At 73.1% G+C, this 17,403-nt stretch carries 14 protein-coding genes and 1 pseudogene; 2 read left to right on the forward strand and 13 right to left on the reverse strand.

Features of this window, described 5'->3' with window-relative positions; all coding sequences use genetic code 11:
* Window positions 1-3: 3 nt before the first annotated feature.
* From AB0I16_RS33455 to AB0I16_RS33490, 8 genes are all read right to left on the reverse strand, one after another.
* The gene (locus AB0I16_RS33455; protein ID WP_363253443.1) at window positions 4-792 is read right to left on the reverse strand and encodes a phenylalanine--tRNA ligase beta subunit-related protein; all 789 of its coding nucleotides are present in this window, start codon (window positions 790-792) and stop codon (window positions 4-6) included.
* Window positions 793-984: 192 nt separating this feature from the next.
* Window positions 985-2,238: an MFS transporter gene (locus tag AB0I16_RS33460; protein ID WP_363253444.1), complete on the reverse strand. Its 1,254-nt coding sequence runs from the start codon at window positions 2,236-2,238 to the stop codon at window positions 985-987.
* Window positions 2,238-3,527: an amidohydrolase family protein gene (locus tag AB0I16_RS33465; protein ID WP_363253445.1), complete on the reverse strand. Its 1,290-nt coding sequence runs from the start codon at window positions 3,525-3,527 to the stop codon at window positions 2,238-2,240. The genes AB0I16_RS33460 and AB0I16_RS33465 overlap by 1 nt, the downstream gene beginning before the upstream one ends.
* A 35-nt stretch (window positions 3,528-3,562) precedes the next feature.
* Window positions 3,563-4,228, reverse strand: coding sequence for a hypothetical protein (locus AB0I16_RS33470; protein WP_363253446.1), 666 nt, complete (start codon window positions 4,226-4,228; stop codon window positions 3,563-3,565).
* Window positions 4,218-5,639 (reverse strand): phenylacetate--CoA ligase family protein, encoded by a 1,422-nt coding sequence (locus AB0I16_RS33475; RefSeq protein ID WP_363253447.1) that lies wholly within the window; start codon window positions 5,637-5,639, stop codon window positions 4,218-4,220. The genes AB0I16_RS33470 and AB0I16_RS33475 overlap by 11 nt, the downstream gene beginning before the upstream one ends.
* A 123-nt stretch (window positions 5,640-5,762) precedes the next feature.
* Window positions 5,763-6,470 carry an SDR family oxidoreductase gene (locus AB0I16_RS33480; protein WP_363253448.1) on the reverse strand — a complete coding sequence of 236 codons (708 nt, stop codon included), beginning with the start codon at window positions 6,468-6,470 and terminating at the stop codon, window positions 5,763-5,765.
* Window positions 6,471-6,521: 51 nt separating this feature from the next.
* The gene (locus AB0I16_RS33485; protein ID WP_363253455.1) at window positions 6,522-7,130 is read right to left on the reverse strand and encodes an aminodeoxychorismate/anthranilate synthase component II; all 609 of its coding nucleotides are present in this window, start codon (window positions 7,128-7,130) and stop codon (window positions 6,522-6,524) included.
* Window positions 7,131-7,153: 23 nt separating this feature from the next.
* On the reverse strand, window positions 7,154-8,722 hold the full coding sequence (locus tag AB0I16_RS33490; RefSeq protein ID WP_363253449.1) for an anthranilate synthase component I family protein: 1,569 nt from the start codon (window positions 8,720-8,722) through the stop codon (window positions 7,154-7,156).
* Window positions 8,723-9,241: 519 nt separating this feature from the next.
* On the opposite strand from AB0I16_RS33490, the gene AB0I16_RS33495 reads away from it, so the two are divergent.
* Window positions 9,242-10,726, forward strand: coding sequence for a PLP-dependent aminotransferase family protein (locus AB0I16_RS33495; RefSeq protein WP_363253450.1), 1,485 nt, complete (start codon window positions 9,242-9,244; stop codon window positions 10,724-10,726).
* Window positions 10,727-10,765: 39 nt separating this feature from the next.
* Here the strand turns inward: AB0I16_RS33495 and AB0I16_RS33500 are convergent, their stop codons facing one another.
* From AB0I16_RS33500 to AB0I16_RS33515, 4 genes are all read right to left on the reverse strand, one after another.
* Window positions 10,766-12,229, reverse strand: a complete 1,464-nt coding sequence (locus AB0I16_RS33500; protein ID WP_363253451.1) for a radical SAM protein — start codon at window positions 12,227-12,229, stop codon at window positions 10,766-10,768.
* Window positions 12,230-12,406: 177 nt separating this feature from the next.
* Window positions 12,407-14,224, reverse strand: coding sequence for a thiamine pyrophosphate-requiring protein (locus tag AB0I16_RS33505; protein ID WP_363253456.1), 1,818 nt, complete (start codon window positions 14,222-14,224; stop codon window positions 12,407-12,409).
* Window positions 14,225-14,558: 334 nt separating this feature from the next.
* A complete protein-coding gene (locus AB0I16_RS33510) occupies window positions 14,559-15,293 on the reverse strand; it encodes a DJ-1/PfpI family protein (protein WP_363253452.1) in 735 nt (244 codons plus the stop codon).
* A gap of 73 nt (window positions 15,294-15,366) precedes the next feature.
* Window positions 15,367-16,029, reverse strand: a complete 663-nt coding sequence (locus AB0I16_RS33515; protein WP_363253453.1) for an HD domain-containing protein — start codon at window positions 16,027-16,029, stop codon at window positions 15,367-15,369.
* A 53-nt stretch (window positions 16,030-16,082) separates the two neighbouring features.
* On the opposite strand from AB0I16_RS33515, the gene AB0I16_RS33520 reads away from it, so the two are divergent.
* Window positions 16,083-17,159: a helix-turn-helix domain-containing protein gene (locus AB0I16_RS33520; protein ID WP_363253454.1), complete on the forward strand. Its 1,077-nt coding sequence runs from the start codon at window positions 16,083-16,085 to the stop codon at window positions 17,157-17,159.
* 22 nt (window positions 17,160-17,181) lie between these two features.
* On the opposite strand, the pseudogene AB0I16_RS33525 reads toward AB0I16_RS33520, so the two are convergent.
* Window positions 17,182-17,403 (reverse strand): annotated as a pseudogene (locus tag AB0I16_RS33525) (carbonic anhydrase); the annotation flags it as partial.

Here is a 17,403-nt window from a genome sequence, read left to right on the forward strand (position 1 = left end):
CGCTCAGCGGGCCGGAAGGGCCGCCGGAGCGGTGAACAGCACGGCGGACGGTGCGGACCGGTCGAGCACGACCGGCTGCTGCCGTCGCCCGCCGGGACCGCCCGGTGCCTCCAGTGCGTCCAGTGCGTCCGCGATCCGCCCGAGGGCCGCGTCGACCGCCTCGCGCGCCCCGTCGTGCGCCGCCTCCACCGTGACGAGGAGCCTGCGCCGCCCGCGGTCCGTCTTCACCACATCGCTCTGCCGCCAGTTCCAGCGGCGCGAGTGCGCCCTGCCCTGCCCGTCGGCGTAGACGATCTCGCCGGGCTCCGGATGCTCCGGGGCGTCCGGGGCGCCGAGGGGCAGATAGACCTCGTCGCCGTCGGCGGGGCGTACGGAAAGCTCGCCCTCGATGTCACCCACGTCGCAGGAGGCCACGGGGAGCCGCGTGGCGAGCGACACCGCGTTGCAGAGGTCGACCAGGGCGTTGATCCGCGGCAGCCGGTCGCCCTTGGCGACCCGGCGCAGCAGGGACTCGGCCGCGCACGGGAACCGGTTGGGGTTGACGTCGAAGGCCCGGTACGCCTCACGCCAGGCCGCGACGGTGGGCAGCGCGGAGACGTCGGCCTTGCCGAGCGACAGCCGGTGCAGCGCGTCCTCGGCCTCGGTGAGCGAGGAGGACACCGCGGGGTCGGCCGCCGCCACGTCGATGTCCGGGACGGCGATCAGCCCGAGGACGTAGCCGGGCACGCGGTCGAACAGCCGGTCGTCGACCGTGACCGTCAGAGTGCCCGTGGTGGAAGTGGACCGATCCATGTGAATGTCCTTCGTGGCAGGTCGGGGATGGTGTGGACAAGGCACGACAGTAGGGAGCGGGCGGACCGGCGGGTGTGGCCAATTCCCACCGATCCTGAAAGGCCACTTGCACCGAACGCCCCCGGGAGGCGACCACTCCCGCCCGGCCATACCCGGAAGTGGCCGCTTCCGGGTATGGCCGGGCTGGTCGGCTCAGTTTCTGTCCGGCACGGGTTCGGGCGCCCCGTGCGTCCGGTCGGGGGCCTCGTGCCGGACGGTCCGGGCCCCGCGCGCGGCGACGAGGGTCGCCAGGAGGGCGAGCACGGCGCACGCGGCGCCCGCGGGGCCCAGGGTGTCGAGCGCGTCCGTGCCCCCGTGTGTGATCACCTGGCCGCCCAGGAAGCCGCCCAGGGAGATGCCCGCGAACGTGGCCGAGGAGTTCAGCGAGAGCAGCAGCGGTCCGGAGCCCGGGTCGATCGTGAACAGCCGGTGCTGCTGCGGCGGTTGCGTGGCCATCGCGGCGAGCCCCCACGCCGCCATGGCGAGCACGGCGCCGGTCAGGGTGTCGCGGCTGTACGGGAGTGTCCCGAGGACGACGGCGAGCCCGGCGACGGAGACGGCGAGGACGGGGACCGCGCCCCAGCGGTCGGTGGCCCGGCCGCCCAGCATGGTGCCCGCGACCGCCGTGCACCCGAAGACCAGCAGGAGCAGCGCCAGCGTCGTGCCGTCGCCTTCGGTGGCCGGGGCGAGGACCCCGCCGACGTAGGTGAGCGCGAGATAGCCGCCCGTCATGAACAGCAGGGTGGTCACCACGGTCAGCAGCACCCGGACGTCCCTGGCCGGCGCCAGCCGCGCGGCGAGGTTCGGCGCGGCGGGCAGCCGCACCTGCGGCAGGAGCCCCGCCACCGCCGCGGCGCACGCCACGCCGAGCCCGGCAAGCGCCCAGAAGGTGGCACGCCAGTCCAGATCGGCGGCGAGCCAGGTGCCGAACGGCACTCCGGCCACGGTGGCCGCCGAGAGCCCGCCGAGCACCACGGCGAGGGCCCGTCCGCGCCGCTCGGGCGGTGCGAGGAACCCTGCGGTGGCCGAGGCCGCGGGGATGTAGAGGGCAGCGCTCGCCGCGGTCGCGATCCGGGCGGCGAGCAGCAGCCCCAGCGTGGGGGCGAGCGCGGAGGCCGCGTTGCCGAGCGTGAAGCCGGCCAGCGAGATCAGCAGCACCGTGCGCCGTTCGAGGCGGCCGGTGAGCGCGCCGAGCACCGGGGCGAGCACCGCGTAGGTGAGGGCGAAGGCCGTGCTCACCCAGCCCGCGTCGGCCAGGCCCGTCCGCAGGTCGCGGGCGACCTCGGGCAGCACTCCTGCCACCACGAAGGTGTCGGTGCCGATCGCGAAGGCGCCGACGGCGAGCACCGGCAGCACCGGCGTCCGGGAGCCCCGCGTCTTCGCGGCGGCCGTGTCCGTACCCGCCATCACAGCGCTCCCGCCGGGGTACGGGCGCGGAAGGGCTCCGCGCTGCCCGCGACGGTCTCGCCGCCGAGCAGGACCAGTTCGATCGCGCCGGGGCGGCCGAGCACCGTGATGTCCTCGGCGGGGTCGCCGTCGGTGACCACCAGGTCGGCCAGGCGTCCTGGCCGCACGGTCCCCGCCTCGTCGCCCCGTCCGGCGAGCCGGGCGCCGTTGGCCGTGGCCCAGGTGAGCACGGTCGGCGCGGGGATGCCGGCCATGGTCACGTACAGCTCAAGCTCCTTGGCGTAGGTGCCGTGCGGGGTCCAGGCGAAGCCGAAGTCGTCGCCCGCCACGATCGGCACCCCCATCTCCGCCATGATCGGCAGGATGCGCAGGGTGTTCTCGATCTCGGCGGTGAACTCCAGCGTCTCCAGGTACTCCGGCGTCTTGCCGTGCTCGGTGCCGGTGGTCAGCAGCATGTGCGGCTGGTAGAGGCTGGGGACCACGAAGATGCCGCGCTCGGCTATCGCCTCCAGGGCCGCGTCGTCGGCGTACGTGGCGTGGTCGATGACGTCCACCCCGGCGGCGATGGCGTTGCGGATGCCGGCGAGGCCCCGCGAGTGGGCGCGGACCCGCGCCCCGTGCTCGTGTGCGGTCCGGGCGGCGACGACCAGTTCCTCGGCGGTGAAGAGCAGTTCGTGGGAGCGCCCGTTGGGAAAGGTGTCGTCACCGGAGGAGAAGACCTTGACGATCTCCGCCCCCTGGGCGATCTCCCCCGCGACGTACTCGGCCATCTCCTCCGGGGTGTCGGCGAGCCGCATGAGGTCCGAGGGGATGCGCTTCTTGACGTCGGCGTTGCGGCGCTCGGGCGGCCCGGACACCATCAGGTCCCTGCTGCACGGCGTGATGCGGGGGCCCTTCAGCCGTCCGGAGTCGACGGCCTTGCGCAGCGCCATGTCGATGCCGGCGACGGAGCCCGCTCCGACGAAGGCGGTGTAGCCGAGCGAGAGCAGCCGGGTGGTGTTCTCCGCGGCGGCCAGGGTGACCTCGGGGACGGAGTACTTGAACAGCATCTCCCGTCCGTCGAGGATGTCCAGGTAGGCGATGTGGGTGTGCCCGAGCGTCATCCCGGGCATGACGGTGCGCCCGTCCAGGTCGAGGACGTCGATGTCGGGGTGGTCCGCCGGGGCCTGTCCCGCGGGGAGTACGGCTTCGATGCGCCCGCCGTCGATCAGGACGCTGTGGCGCGGCAGCGAGGCCGTGCCGAGGCCTTCCTGGACGGTGGCGTCGTGCAGCAGGGTCTTGCGTGGCACGGGGATGGTCTCCAGTGTTCGCTGGTCGGTCGGGTTCAGGTGCGGGGTTCGAAGGCGTCTCCGGCGTGGCCGAAGAGCGTCCAGATGATCTCGGCGCCGGGGCGGGTGCTGACCCAGCGCAGCCCGTGGCCCCGTACGCCGGGCGCGTTGGTGAGCGCGAGGTCGGCCTCGCCGTCGCGCAGCAGCTCCGCGGCGTGCTGCGTGGACGCGGCGTCCACCCAGCGCACCTCACGTCCGCGCAGGGCGGCGGGGACGACCTCGGAGTAGATCCAGCGCACCTCCCACATGGCGGCGACCGCCACGGGCCCGGTGCCGCCGGGCGGACCGGCGTCGGGCCGTTCCGCTATGCCGTACTCGGGGGTGGCCTGCGGGAAGAACGCCCGCAGGCGGAGGTCCCTGTGCCAGTGGAAGCGGGTCAGCCCCTGGTAGGCGCTCGGCACCAGCGCGAAGTCGAAGCTCTTGGCGAGGAGTCCGGACAGCACCTCGTCGAAGGTGGGCATGAGCTCGACGCGCAGCCCGTACCGCTCGGCGAGGAAGTCGGCGGCCAGGTGGCTCGACGTGCCGGCGGGTCCCAGTGTCCCCAGGCTGCCCCCGGGCCGTTCGGCCCAGAGGCCGGTCAGCTCGTCCCAGCGGGCGCCGAGTTCCTCGGCGGGCCGCCAGGCGGGAAGGGTGCCCCGCGGCACCGCGGTGTCAGTTCTCATAGCCACGGTTCGCCGCCATCCGCTGGGCCACCCGGGTCTCGTGGTCGGGTTCGGTGCGCCGGTCGACGATGCGGGCCGCCTTCCAGCTCACGAAGGCACCGGTGCTCACGATCGGGTCGAGGCCGTCGCTGAGCTCCACGTCGACCGGCACCCCGAGCGCCTCGGTGGCCCGCTCGCGCACGCCTTCCGCGGTCGCGGCGGGGTTCCCGGTCCGCCCGGTGAGCAGTTCGAGGCGGACCGTGAGCCGGTCCTGCCCCGCGGTGTCCCGCTCGATCACGACCTGGTAGCCGGCGGCTCCGGTGACGCCGGTCAGCACGGCCGTCTCGATCTGTCCCGCGGTGAACAGCCGCGAGCCGAGTTCGAGGCGGTCCAGGGTGCGGCCGACGATGCGCACGAGGTCGCCGGGCATCTCGCAGTCGCAGTCGGACTCCTCGACCGTCACGGCGTCGCCCGTGCGGTAGCGGACGAGCGGTTTCACGCCGTCCACCAGCATCGTCACCGTCAGTTCACCGGTGCCGCGCGGGCCGTGCGAGACGCCGGTGGCCGCGTCCACGACCTCGACGATGTAGTTGGTCTGGGACAGGTGCATCCGCTTGTTGCGGCAGGCGGTGGCGATGACGAACGCCTCCTGCGAGCCGTACAGGATGTTGTAGACGTCGGCGCCCCAGACGCTCTCCAGGTTGTGCGCCAGGGCGGGCGTGCACATCTCGCCGGTCACGAACAGCAGCTTCACGGCGAAGTCGCGGCGCAGGTCGTAGCCGTAGTGCTCGGCCGCCTTGGCGAGGGTGAGCGCGACGCCCGGCGTGCAGCAGATCACCTCCAGCTCCAGGTCCCGCATCAGCTGCAGGGCCTTGGGGAAGCCGATGACCGGGGAGTAGGGCCAGATCTTGGCGTTCATCGAGCCGACGTTGCGGGCCACGTCGCCGAGGGTGTCGCCGAAGGAGTGCACCTCGGTCGGGCCCATCAGGCCGATGCGCGGGGCGTGCCCGTCGAAGTGGCGCCGGAAGACGGAGGCCCAGGACTCGGTGACGTGGGCGTTGCTGGCGATGACCTCGCGTTCGTCGCGCGGGCACGGGGTGGCGGGGCCGGTGGTGCCGGTGGTCTCGTAGAAGAAGACGGCGTCGGTCAGGGGGCGGCTGAGGACGTCGAGCATCTCCGTCCGCAGGTCGGCCTTGGTCGTGAAGGGCAGTGCCGTCAGGTCGTCGGGGGTCACCGCCGCCAGATCGATGTCCTTGAGATGGCGTGCGTAGAACGGCGAACCGGTCGACACCTGGTCGAGTACGGTGCGCAGCCGGCGGGTGCGCCAGGCGTCGAGCGCCTCGTCGGTGAGGGTCCGGTCGTAGAAGGCCCGGTGCACGTCGAGGTACTGCGCGGCGAACTCGGCTGCGGGCCCATGCGTGGGCAGCCACATGATGGTGGTCCTCTCGGATGGTGGGTCGCGCGAGGGCCCCGGCGCCGGGCGGCGCGGGCGGGGCGGCGCGTGCGTGTGGTCGGCAGGGGCCGGGCGGGGCGGCCGGGGCCCCGGCCCGGGGTGTCAGTGCAGGCCGCCGTCGACGTCGAGCACGCTCGCCGTGACGTATCCGGAGGCGGGTCCTGCCAGGTAGCGGACGGCGGCGGCGACCTCGGCCGCCCGGCCGAACCTGCCGAGCGGCACGCTGTCCAGGTAGCCGGTGGTGCGGTCCGCGGGGATGCGGGCGGCCATGGGGGTGTCGATGACTCCTGGGGCGACGGCGTTGACGCGGATGCCGTACGGGGCGAGTGAGCGGCCGAGGCCGCGGGTCAGGGCGATCACCGCACCCTTCGAGGCTCCGTACGCCGTGTCCGGGCTGCCCACGCGGCCGCTGATGGAGGCGATGTTGACGACGCTGCCCGGCCGCTCGGCGGCGACCAGCCGGCGCGTCATGGACTGCGTGCAGAAGAAGGCCGACCCGGCGTTGACGTCGAGGACGCGCCGGTAGCTGTCCGCGTCGTAGTCGAAGAAGTCCCTCGCCTCGTAGATCCCGGCGTTGTTGACCAGGACCGAGGGGAGTCCGTACTCCTGCTCGATGTGCCGGAAGAGGTCCTCGGCCGCACCGGGGTCGCCCACGTCGGCGGTCAGCCGGGCGTGCGCCGCCGGGTCTGCGCCCGTCGTGATGTCCACGGCGAGCACCCGGTGGCCGGCCTCGGCGAGCGCCGCCGTGACGGCTCGGCCGATGCCGCCCGCGCCGCCGGTGACCACGGCCAGGGCCTGCTGCTCGGTCACGTGTCCCTCCCCCATGATGTGTCGTGTCGTGTCGGGTCCGGCGTCCGCCGCCTAGCCGATCCGCGCGGGTGCCCGTCGCGCGGCGGCCAGGAAGTTGTCGAAGAGCCGCAGCCCGTGGTCGGTCATCACGCTCTCGGGGTGGAACTGCACTCCTTCGACCGCGTGCGTGCGGTGGCGTATGCCCATGACGTAGCCGTCGTCGAGCGACGTCGCGGTCACGTCGAGTTCGGGCGGTACCGAAGCGTCGACGATCAGGGAGTGGTACCGGGTGACGGTCAGCGGCGCCCCGACGCCGTCGAACACGCCCCGGCCGTCGTGGCGGACCTGGCTGGCCTTGCCGTGCATCAGGTTCTGCGCGACGGCGACGCGGGCCCCGTAGGCCAGGCCGATCGCCTGGTGTCCGAGGCAGACCCCGAGCAGGGGCACCCGGCCCGCGAAGGTGTGCACGAGTTCGACGTGGCCGGAGGCTGCCGGGTGGCCGGGCCCGGGGCCGAGCACGACCGCGTCGGGCCGCAGTCCGGCCAGCTCCTCCGGAGTGCGGGTGTGCGAACGAACCACCTCGGTCTCGGCGCCGAGGGTGCGCAGGTACTGGTCGATGATGTGGCTGAAGCTGTCGTACGCGTCGACGAGCAGCACCTTCGGCCGGCTCTCGGCGGTCATCGGTTCCTCCGGGTGTACGGCGCTCACGGCAGCAGCTCCTCGCCGGTCAGGGCCCAGTAGGTGGCGCTCATCTTGGCCAGCGTCTCCCGCCACTCGGCGGCAGGCACGGAGTCGGCCACCACACCGGCGGACGCCTGGGTGGTGTAGTGGTCCCCGTCGTGGACGGCGGTGCGGATGCACAGCGTGAGCATCGCGAAGCCGCGTACGTCGACCAGGCCGAGGGCGCCCGCGTAGATGCCCCGCGGATCGTCCTCGATGTCGTTGATGATCTCCATGGCGCGGACCTTGGGCGCCCCGGTCATGGTGCCCGCCGGGAAGGTGGCGCAGATCGCCGCCCAGATGTCCGTACCGTCGGTGACCTGCCCGGACACGGTCGAGACCAGGTGGTGGACGTAGGCGAAGGGCTCGACCTCCATCATGGCGTCCACCGACAGCGTGCCCGGCACGCAGATCCGCCCGATGTCGTTGCGGCACAGGTCGACGAGCATGACGTGCTCGGCCTGCTCCTTGGCGCTCGCGCGCAGTTCGGTGACGCGGCGGGCGTCCTGTGCCGGGTCCGCGGCCCGTGGCGCCGTGCCCGCGATGGGACGCATGGAGATCCGGCCGCCCTCGATCCGGATGAACAGCTCCGGGCTCGCCCCGATCACCGTACGGCCGGCCCACGGGACCAGGTACATGTACGGGGACGGATTGCGGTGCCGCAGCCGCTGGTAGACCTCCAGCGGCGTCAGCTCCGACTCCACGTCGATGCGGTGGCCGATCTGGATCTGGTAGCTGTCGCCCACCCCGATGTGCCGCAGGCAGCGCTCGACGCGCTCGGTGAACGTCCGCTCGTCCACGTTGTCCCGTACCGACCGGGGCGCGGGCGCCTCGGGCACCGCGGGGGCGGAGTGCTCCGGGGTGCCCTCGGCCAGCACGTGCGGCAGCGCTCCGCCGTCCGGCGGCAGCAGTTCACCGGCCGCGGAGAGCCGCCGCACGCTCCCGGAGCCCAGGTCGTACCAGACCGTGTGCCGGAAGAGCGCGAGCGTGCAGCGCGGCAGGTCGCCCTCCCGCTGGCTCTGCGGAAGGCGCTCCATGTCCCAGGCCGACTCGTAGGCCAGCGTGGTCAGGAACCCGAAGGCGAACGTGGTGTCGGGCACCTCGGTGTCGACGGTGAAGGCGCCCTGGACGGCGCGCAGCAGCCGCCATGCCTCCCGGGAGTTCCGCGCCGCCCACTCCCGGCGGTCGCCGCGGACCGCCGTCGCCTCCCCGGCGACGCCCGTGACCACCTGGGCCAGCGCGGCGCCGAGGGCGCCCGGCGCCGCGAGCTCCACGCGGTCGGCGTAGAGCCGGAGTTCGGCGAGGCGTCCCCAGCCGACGACGGCGGAGTGCCGGTCCTGGGCGGGGCCGTCCAGGCTCTCGAAGAGGTACACGTCGTCCCGCTCGCGGTCGCGCAGGAGCGCTTCGTAGACCAGGGCCGGTGAACTGTGCGGGAGTTCGGTCGCGGTCACCCGGACCGCGATGGTCTCCGGGTGGCCGGGTCGTGGGTGCTCGAAGGCCGGCCGGGCCTTCGGCACGTACGCGGGCACACTGGGTGCGGACAGCAATGACACGGTGAAAGAGCCCCTCTGGTCCACCTGGACCGCTCGAACCGCAGGTGGACGTGGTCACCGTGGCGCGCTCCACGCTGAGAGCGCCGCCGGCCCATCCGGTCGGTCACCGGAGATCCCCCACCCCCGTGGTCGGGTGTCGGCCACCCGCCGTCACACAGAGTCGCCGGATCTCACCGCTCCTTTACGGCCATGCCGGGGCGCGACTCGCGCTCCCGGGCCGCCGGCCTCTTGACAGGTGCCGGTGGTGCGGCAATGCGGTCGAAACTCTGTGCTCATAGACCTCATCAAACGCGGCACCGTGCAGTCCAGACCAATTCGGACCGGGCCAAGGAGACCACTTGCCCCGGCTCCTCGTTCCCGGTGGACCGGGCACACGCGACAGGTTCAGGTCAACGGCCCGGCCCGGGGCACCGAACGGTCAACCGGCGCGTTTCGGCCCAATGTCACGGGATTTCCCGCGCGGCTCTGTGGCAGTATCCCGCCCCAGGGGAAGCGCCGTGGTTCTTGGGGGGACTCGCTGTGCCACATCTGCAGATCTCGATCGATCGCGATTCGAGCCGCCAGCTGGCAGGACAGATCAGGGACTCGGTGAAGGGGGCCATCGAACGGCGGCGTCTCGCGCCGGGCACCAGGCTGCCGTCGACCCGGCAGCTCGCCGCCGACCTCGGCGTCTCCCGCAGCGTGGCGGTGGAGGCGTACGAGCAGCTGTGCGCCGAGGGGTATCTGCGCGCGCGGCGCGGGGCGGGCACCGTGGTCGCGGACGTGGACAAGGGCGCCGGTGGACCGGTGACGTCCCCGCTGATCGCGGGCGCGGACGGCAGGCCCGGCCTGCTCGACCTGCGCACCGGGGCGACCGACGTGAGCCTGTTCCCGCGCCGGGAATGGCTGGCCGCGGTGTCGGACGCCATCGGCAACGCCAGTCTGCGGGACCTGGGCTACGCGCCGCCCTCCGGGCTTCCGCAGACCCGGCAGGTCCTCGCCGGCTACCTCGGCCGGGTCTGCGCGGTGGAGGCCGCGCCGGAGTGCGTCATGCTGACGGCGGGCTTCGCCCAGGGCCTCTCCCTGCTCTGCCAGATGCTGCTGCGGCGCGGCATACGCGAGCTGGCCGTCGAGGAGCCGGGGCATCCGGGGCAGCGCGCCTTCATCGCCTCGCTGGGGATGACCCCGGTCTCCGCGCCGGTCGACGAACACGGCCTCCGGGTCGACGTGTTGGCCCGCACCGGCGCACGGGCGGTCCTGGTGACGCCCGCGTGCCAGTTCCCGACCGGCGCGCGGATGAGCCCCGAGCGCCGCGAGGAGCTGGTGGCCTGGGCGCGTGAGGTGGACGGGCTGGTGGTCGAGGACGACTTCGACGGCGCGCTCGCCTTCGGCCAGCGGCCACCGGCACTCCAGTCCCTGGCCCCCGAGCGGGTCGTGTACGCGGGCAGCGCCAGCAAGACCCTGGCGCCCGGCCTGCGGCTCGGCTGGCTGGTGGCGCCGCCCACGGTGGTGCCCCGCGTCGAGGCCGTCCGCGCCACCGTCGACCTCGGCCTGTCCACCATCGACCAGCTGGCGCTCGCCCGGTTCATCGAGAACGGCCGGCTGGACCGGCACGTGCGCGCCCTCCGCACCCATCTGCGGCGGCGCCAGGAGGCCTTCGGGGCGGCCCTCCACGACCACCTGCCGTCGGCCCGGGTGGCGAACTCCGCGGCGGGTCTGCAGACGTATGTGCGGCTGCCCCCGGGCCTCGACGAGGCCCGTATGGTCGGCGCCGCCTTCCTGCGGAACGTGCTCGTGTGGGGCAGCGCGCACTACCGCCACGACGCCGACGCGGCGGACGCGCCGGCGCTGGTGGTCAACCACGCCGGGACGACGATGAGCCGCCTCACCGAGGCGGCGCGGTACCTCGGCGCCGCGTACCAGGACTGCACGGACGGACGCCCGGCCCGGCGGGAGCACCCGGCACTCCCGGCGCGCCCGGGCCGGGCGCGCCCTCGGGCGCAGTTCCTCGCGCACTGCGACTAGGGGGTGTTTGACCGGGTGCCGCGGCGAGGCGGCGCCCGGTCAGCCGCCCGTGCCCAGGTGGAGGTCGACGGCCTGCCGGTTGTTCACGATCCGCTGGTCCGCGAGCCGGCCGTCGGCGATCGCGTTCCCCAAGGCGTAGCCCTCGGTGATGTAGTCGTCGACGGCTCTGCGGTTCGCGTCCTTCTTCAGGAGCCGCACGAGGTGCCCCATGAAGACCTCGCCGACGACCGTCAGTTCGTACCCCTGGCGCGTGTGCCGCACGAGCCCTTCGGCGCAGAAGTCCTGGAGGGTCCGCACCTGGGTGTCGTCGAGGGCGCCGTTCGCGACCATCCAGTCGTAGCGGTCCTGCGGCAGCCCCTCGTGCCGGAGCGGGAAGACCCACAACGCGGCGTCCGTCTGGGGGACGGTGGCGCACTTGGACAGCCAGAGCGGGTGCTCCTTGCGCTCCGCGGCGGCCATCCACTGGCCGATGGGGCTCACCTGTTCGAGGCGGACGCCGGGCATGCTCGATATCGCGCTGGCACCGGCCCCGATGAGGAAGTCGGAGTGGTGGCTCTGCCCGAGGCATTCGTTGCCGCTGATCTTCGCGAGATCGTCCGCCGGTACCGATACCGGGTCGATATAGGTGTTGGTCCCGCGCCGGACCCATCCGGCGCGCAGCAGCGTGCCGTACGTGTTGAGGCGCATGAGCGCACGGTCCTGCGGTGGGGCCTGCGGGGGCAGCGCTCCGGACAGCAGTCCGCCGACCAATGAGGGGGACGCTCCCGACGTCAGCAGATAGGAACTGATCGCGTTGATGTCGGGGTGCTCGATGAGCGCTTGGAGGTCGTCCATCGCGAGCCCCAGGGACTGGCCCGGCAGACACGTGATGAGGTCGGCGTTCACGATCGGAATGCGGCCGCCGATCATGTCGAGCACCTTGGGCAGATGCGCGAGGGACGTCGGCTGGCGCATGTGCGCCCGGAGTTCCGGGTCGAGGGTCTGGACTCCGAACGACGCCTTCGTGACGCCGTGTCCGACCAGTTCCTCGATGAACGCGGGCTTGGTGGTGCTCAGCGTCATCTCGACGGAGAACTCGGTGGCGTCGGTGCAGCCGGGAAGCCCCCGGATGCCTTCCAGTACGCGGCCGACGTGGGAGCCGAGGAGGTCCGGACTGCCGCCGCCGATGTGCACCGACCGGATGTGATGGCCGCTGACCTGGGTACGCCCGATCAGGTCGGTCAACTGCCAGATGACGAGATCGGCGTAACGCTCCGCCATTTTGTAGCTGATGCTGTTCGCACCGGTGAAAGCGCAGAATGTGCAGTTCTGCGCGCAGATCGGCACGTGGACGTACAACTGCAGGGAGGCATCGGGAAGTGCCGGTGCCGCCGACACCGCCTCCAGCGCCCTGTCCATGGTCATGGAATCGTCGTCAGGCAGCATCCAGTAATCGATGGTGTTGCTCGCGAGCGAATCGAATCGACTGCCGAGCAGCCCGGAATTCACCACGCCGGACGTCATGTGCGCCTCCCCCGTAGACCGCGCTTCGACGACGCCGACGCTAGGCGGGGGCGCACCGGCGGCTCCAGTCCACTGGGCGCGTGATCGAGCGGGCCAATTCGCGGGGCGGCCCACGGGGCCCTGCCCGGACCGGGGGCCCGGGCGGAGAGGTGTCCGCCCGGGCGGCCACGGGAGCGGTCACTCCCTCCCCCGCGTGCCCGGGGCGCCGTCGCCGTGGTGGCGGCCGGGGAGGAACTCCTGCACCTTCGCCTTGATCCCCTGCTTGATCATGCTGCCCCGGTCGCTGTCCCCCTTGAGGACGGAGGACACCACGGCCTCGGCCTGCTCCCGGTCGGCGTGCGGCGGGATGGGCGGGACGGCCGGGTCGGTGCGGAAGTCGATCACGAAGGGCCGGTCGGCCGTGAGCGCCTGCCGCCAGGCCGCCTCCACCTCGTCCGGCTTCTCCACCCGGACCCCGCCGAGGCCGATGGACCGCGCGAAGTCGGCGTAGGGGACGTCCGGGATCGCCTGGGAGGGCAGGAACTGCGGGGCGCCGGACATGGCGCGCATCTCCCAGGTGACCTGGTTGAGGTCCTGGTTGTTCAGTACGGCGACGATCAGCCGCGGGTCCCGCCACTCCTGCCAGTACTTCGCCGCGGTGATGAGTTCGGCCATGCCGTTCATCTGCATCGCCCCGTCCCCGACGATCGCGAGGGCCGGGCGGCCGGGGTGGGCGAACTTGGCCCCGATGACGTACGGCACGCCGGGGCCCATCGTCGCGAGCGTGCCGGACAGCGAGCCGCGCATCGCCCCGCGCATGCGCAGGTGGCGGGCGTACCAGTTGGCGGCGGAGCCGGAGTCGGCGGCCAGGATCACGTCGTCCGGCAGCAGCGCGTCGAGGCTGTGCACGACGTGCTCGGGGTTGACCGGGTCCGCCTCCACCGCGGCGCGGCGCTCCATCACGTCCCACCAGCGGGCGGTGTCCTTCTCGATCTTCTTGCGCCAGGCGCCGTGCTTCTTCCGCCTCAGCCGCGGCAGCAGCGCGGCGAGGGTCTCCTTGGCGTCTCCCACGAGGTTGACCTCGAAGGGGTAGCGCATGCCGATGTTGTGCGGGTCGATGTCGATCTGGACGGCGCGCGCCTGGTCGAACTCCGGCAGGAACTGGGCGTAGGGGAAGCTGGAGCCGACCACGAGGAGCGTGTCGCAGCCCATCATCATCTCGTACGAGGGCCGGGTGCCCAGCAGTCCGATCGAGCCGGTGACGTACGGCAGGTCGTCGGGCAGGGCGTCCTTGCCGAGCAGGGCCTTGGCGACTCCCGCGCCGAGGACCTCCGCGATTTCCTTGACCTCGGCTCGGGCGCCGCGCGCGCCCTGGCCGATGAGGACCGCGACCTTCTCGCCCGCGTTCAGGACCTCCGCCGCCCTGGTGAGGTCGGCGTCGGCCGGTACGGGGGCGGAGGCGGCCACGCCGAGGCTGGAGGGCACCATCTTGAAGGCGTGGGCGGGCGGGGTGTAGTCGAGTTCCTGGACGTCGGCGGGGATGATGACGGCCGTCACGGTCCGCCTGCCGTAGGCGGTGCGCATGGCGCGGTCGATGACGTTGGGAAGCTGTTCGGGGACGGTGACCATTTCGCAGAAGTCGGACGCGACGTCCTTGTACAGGCTCAGCAGGTCCACCTCCTGCTGGTAGGAGCCGCCCATGGCGCTGCGGTTGGTCTGGCCGACGATCGCGACCACGGGGACGTGGTCGAGTTTGGCGTCGTAGAGGCCGTTGAGGAGATGGATCGCCCCGGGTCCCGAGGTCGCCGCGCACACCCCGACCTTGCCGGAGAACTTGGCGTAGCCCACCGCTTCGAACGCCGCCATCTCCTCGTGCCGGGCCTGGACGAACTTCGGCTCGTTCTCCGCGCGGCCCCACGCGGCGAGGAGTCCGTTGATGCCGTCGCCCGCGTAGGAGAACACATGATCGACCTCCCATTCGCGCAGGCGTCGCAGGACGTAGTCGGAGACCTTCATGGACACGGGACTTCCTTTCATCGGCCGGCGTGCTGTGCGTCGCGCCTCGGCGCCGTGCCCTCCGGCGGGGGTCGGCGACGTCCCGGCGGAGACGCACAGGTCGCGAGGAGCGCACGGGTTCCGCGTGACCGCCGAACCCGGCGGGCAAACACCGCCGCCGGGTAGAAAGGCGGTCAAACCTTCGCCTGCGCGGGAGAGGTAGCCGCATGGCGAAGGCACGAAACGCAGGACACGCCGCCCACGCCGTTCGGCGGGCCGCCGATAGGGGCGGCCCGGCGCGCGGGGCCTCGATCGCTCGCCGGCCGCTCGGGTGGGCCGCGGCCGGGCCGGGGGCTCACCGACCGCTTCGCGCGGTCCACACCGTGCCGCGGGCCTCGTACTCAAGCATGTCCTCCAGGCCGACGGCGGCGTCCGCGCCGAGTTCCCGGCGCACCAGCCACAGGGCGAGGTCGAGGCCGGAGGTCACCCCGCCGGCGGTCACCAGGTCGCCGTCATCGACCACGCGGGCGTTCTTGAGCACGCCGCCCTGCCGCTCCAGGTCGGCCAGCGCCCGGTGGTGGGTGGTGCAGGGGCGGCCCTTGGTCAGCCCGGCGGCGGAGAGCAGCAGCACGCCCGTGCACAAGGCGCTGACGGTCAGGCCCGGCCGGGCCGCGGCGGCCAGGGCCCGGGGCAGAGAGCCCCGCCGGAGTTCGGCCCACACCCCGGGGTCGTCGCGGCGCGCGTACCCGCCGCCGGGCACCACGAGGAGGTCCGCCTCCTCCGGCGCCCACCCGTGGTCGACGCGCAGTCCGGTGCCGAAGGCGGCCCGCACGGTGCGGGGTCCGCCGAGCGTGACGTAGCGGACCCGCACCGGGCGGTCGGCGAAGTGGTCCGAGGCGGAGAACACCTCGTACGGAGCGGTGAAGTCGAGCTCCTCCACGCCGTCGAACATGACGACGTGGACGCGCAGGGGGCGGTCGCGCCGGGGGCTCCCGGAGGCCGAGGCCTCCGCCGGTGCGGCGGCAGCGGCCGTCGTCAGCGTCGCGGCGCCGAGCGCGGTGGTGGCGTGCAGAAGGGTACGGCGGTTCATCTCGGTCGGTGCTCCGCTTCTTCGCTGGTTCTTCTCTGGTCGGTCAGGGAGGGGGCAGGGGACGCCGTCCTGGTCAGTTGCCCCAGCGCGCGGCGTCGGCCATGGTCTCCATGCGGGTCCTGTGGGGCGGGACGGACCTCTCCCGCAGCAGTTCGGAGGGGAGGGAGAAGGGTGGGGCCTTCTCCGGGCGGCGGCGTACCTGGGCGACGATCTCGTCGGTCAGCGTGGTGGCCATGGACAGCCGCGGATAGGCGGCGTGGATCGCGGCGCCGGTCGCGTCGTCGACGCACTCCGTGTCCCAGCCGAAGTCCATGCCGGTCCCCTGGTGCACGAGGGCGCACAGGGTGCCGCGGCGCTCGGCGATGCCCGCCACCGTGTGGAAGGCGATGGCCTCCCACACCTTGTCGACATCGGCGGCGGGCAGGCCCTGCTCGGTGAGGAACTCCGCGGCCGTGTCGGCGCCGTCCACCTCGAACCGCTGATGGCGGTCGCCCGCCGGTGTCAGGCCGATGTCGTGCAGCACGCAGGCCAGGAACAGCAGCTCGGGATCGTAGTCGCGTCCCGCCTCCGCGCCCTCGTGGTCGGCGCGGAGGCGGGCGAACAGCGCGCTGCGGACACTGTGGTTGGCGGTGGGGGTGGACTCCGTGTCGCGCACCAGGGCGAGGGCCCGGCGCGTGAGGTCGGTGTCGGGCAGCGGCGGGAGACCGGCGGCGTTCGTGGTGTTCTCTGGGGTCATGGAAAAGATGATCGGCTGCGACAACTGCCGGTGACAGTGGCAGAGTTGCCTCCATGCGAGAGGAAACTGCCACCTTGGACGCCACCGTGCGCCGGGCCGCACCGCACCGTGTGGCGGTCCTGGCCATCGAGGACGTGCTGCCCCTGGACCTGGGCATTCCGGCCCAGGTCTTCACCGGCGTGCCCGGTGACCCCTACGAACTCACCCTGTGCGGACACACCTCCGCGCCGGTCCCGACCGCGGCGGGGTTCGCCGTGACGGTGGCGGCCGGTCTGGAGGCGTTGCGCGAGGCGGACACGGTGGTGGTCCCGGGGTACACACCCCACCTGCGCGAGCTGCCGCCGGACGTACTCGCCGCGCTGGCCGACGCCTACGCCGGGGGCCGGCGGCTGGTGTCCATCTGCACGGGCGCCTTCGCGCTGGCGGCGGCCGGAATCCTCGACGGCCGCAAGGCCACCACCCACTGGAAGCACGCCGACGACCTGGCCGCGCGCCACCCGAAGGTGACGGTGGACCCGCGCGTGCTCTACCTGGACGAGGGGCAGGTGCTGACCTCCGCGGGCGTCGCCGCCGGCATCGACCTGTGCCTGCACCTCGTACGACGCGACCTCGGCGCCCGTACGGCGAACCAGGTGGCGCGCTTCCTGGTCTCCGCTCCCCACCGCGAGGGCGGGCAGGCGCAGTACATCAAGAGGCCGCTGGCCCCCGAGACGCCCGGCGTCACCCTCGCCCCCACCCGCGCATGGGCCCTGGCCCGCCTGCACGAACCGCTGACGGTGCCCCTGCTCGCCGCACACGCGCACATGGCGCCGCGGACCTTCGCCCGGCGGTTCGTCTCCGAGACCGGCACGACGCCGCTGCGGTGGCTGCTCACCGCCCGGCTCGACCGCGCCCGGGAGCTGCTGGAGAGCACGGAACTCGCCGTCGACCACATAGCCGACCGCTGCGGCCTGGGCAGCCCGTCGAACCTCCGCCTGCACTTCCGGCGCGCCCTCGGCACGACACCCACCGCCTACCGCACGGCGTTCGCCCCCGCGGCACGGCCGGACGCCGCCCGGGCGCACACGGGCCCCGCCGAGGGCGGTGCGCTGCGCGCAGGCCCGGTGCGCCGCGACTCAGGGGGCCGGTGACGCCGGGCGGCTGCCCGGTCGGTCAGGACACCGGGCCGACGGGGGTTTCGAGGCCGCGGGTGGTGACCGGCTGGGCGCTGCCGTCGGCCAGCCGGTAGGACAGGCCCACCACGGCGGCCTGTCCCGCCGCTACGCGGTCGGCCAGCACCCGGGAGCGCTCCAGCAGCAGGTCCACGGTGTGCCGGGTGTGCTCGGCGATGATGTCGCCGTCCTCGGTGAGGCCGCCGGAGCGGGCGGCCAGCAC

The organism is Streptomyces sp. NPDC050703 (assembly GCF_040654435.1).
In the GTDB taxonomy this organism is placed as follows: domain Bacteria; phylum Actinomycetota; class Actinomycetes; order Streptomycetales; family Streptomycetaceae; genus Streptomyces.

Excerpts from the sequence above, each read along its gene's own strand:
- AB0I16_RS33455 (WP_363253443.1), bottom strand. The coding sequence starts at position 792 with ATGGATCGGTCCACTTCCACCACGGGCACTCTGACGGTCACGGTCGAC.
- AB0I16_RS33460 (WP_363253444.1), bottom strand. The coding sequence starts at position 2,238 with ATGGCGGGTACGGACACGGCCGCCGCGAAGACGCGGGGCTCCCGGACG.
- AB0I16_RS33470 (WP_363253446.1), bottom strand. The coding sequence starts at position 4,228 with ATGAGAACTGACACCGCGGTGCCGCGGGGCACCCTTCCCGCCTGGCGG.
- AB0I16_RS33475 (WP_363253447.1), bottom strand. The coding sequence starts at position 5,639 with ATGTGGCTGCCCACGCATGGGCCCGCAGCCGAGTTCGCCGCGCAGTAC.
- AB0I16_RS33485 (WP_363253455.1), bottom strand. The coding sequence starts at position 7,130 with ATGACCGCCGAGAGCCGGCCGAAGGTGCTGCTCGTCGACGCGTACGAC.
- AB0I16_RS33500 (WP_363253451.1), bottom strand. The coding sequence starts at position 12,229 with ATGACGTCCGGCGTGGTGAATTCCGGGCTGCTCGGCAGTCGATTCGAT.
- AB0I16_RS33505 (WP_363253456.1), bottom strand. The coding sequence starts at position 14,224 with ATGAAGGTCTCCGACTACGTCCTGCGACGCCTGCGCGAATGGGAGGTC.
- AB0I16_RS33510 (WP_363253452.1), bottom strand. The coding sequence starts at position 15,293 with ATGAACCGCCGTACCCTTCTGCACGCCACCACCGCGCTCGGCGCCGCG.
- AB0I16_RS33515 (WP_363253453.1), bottom strand. The coding sequence starts at position 16,029 with ATGACCCCAGAGAACACCACGAACGCCGCCGGTCTCCCGCCGCTGCCC.
- AB0I16_RS33520 (WP_363253454.1), top strand. The coding sequence starts at position 16,083 with ATGCGAGAGGAAACTGCCACCTTGGACGCCACCGTGCGCCGGGCCGCA.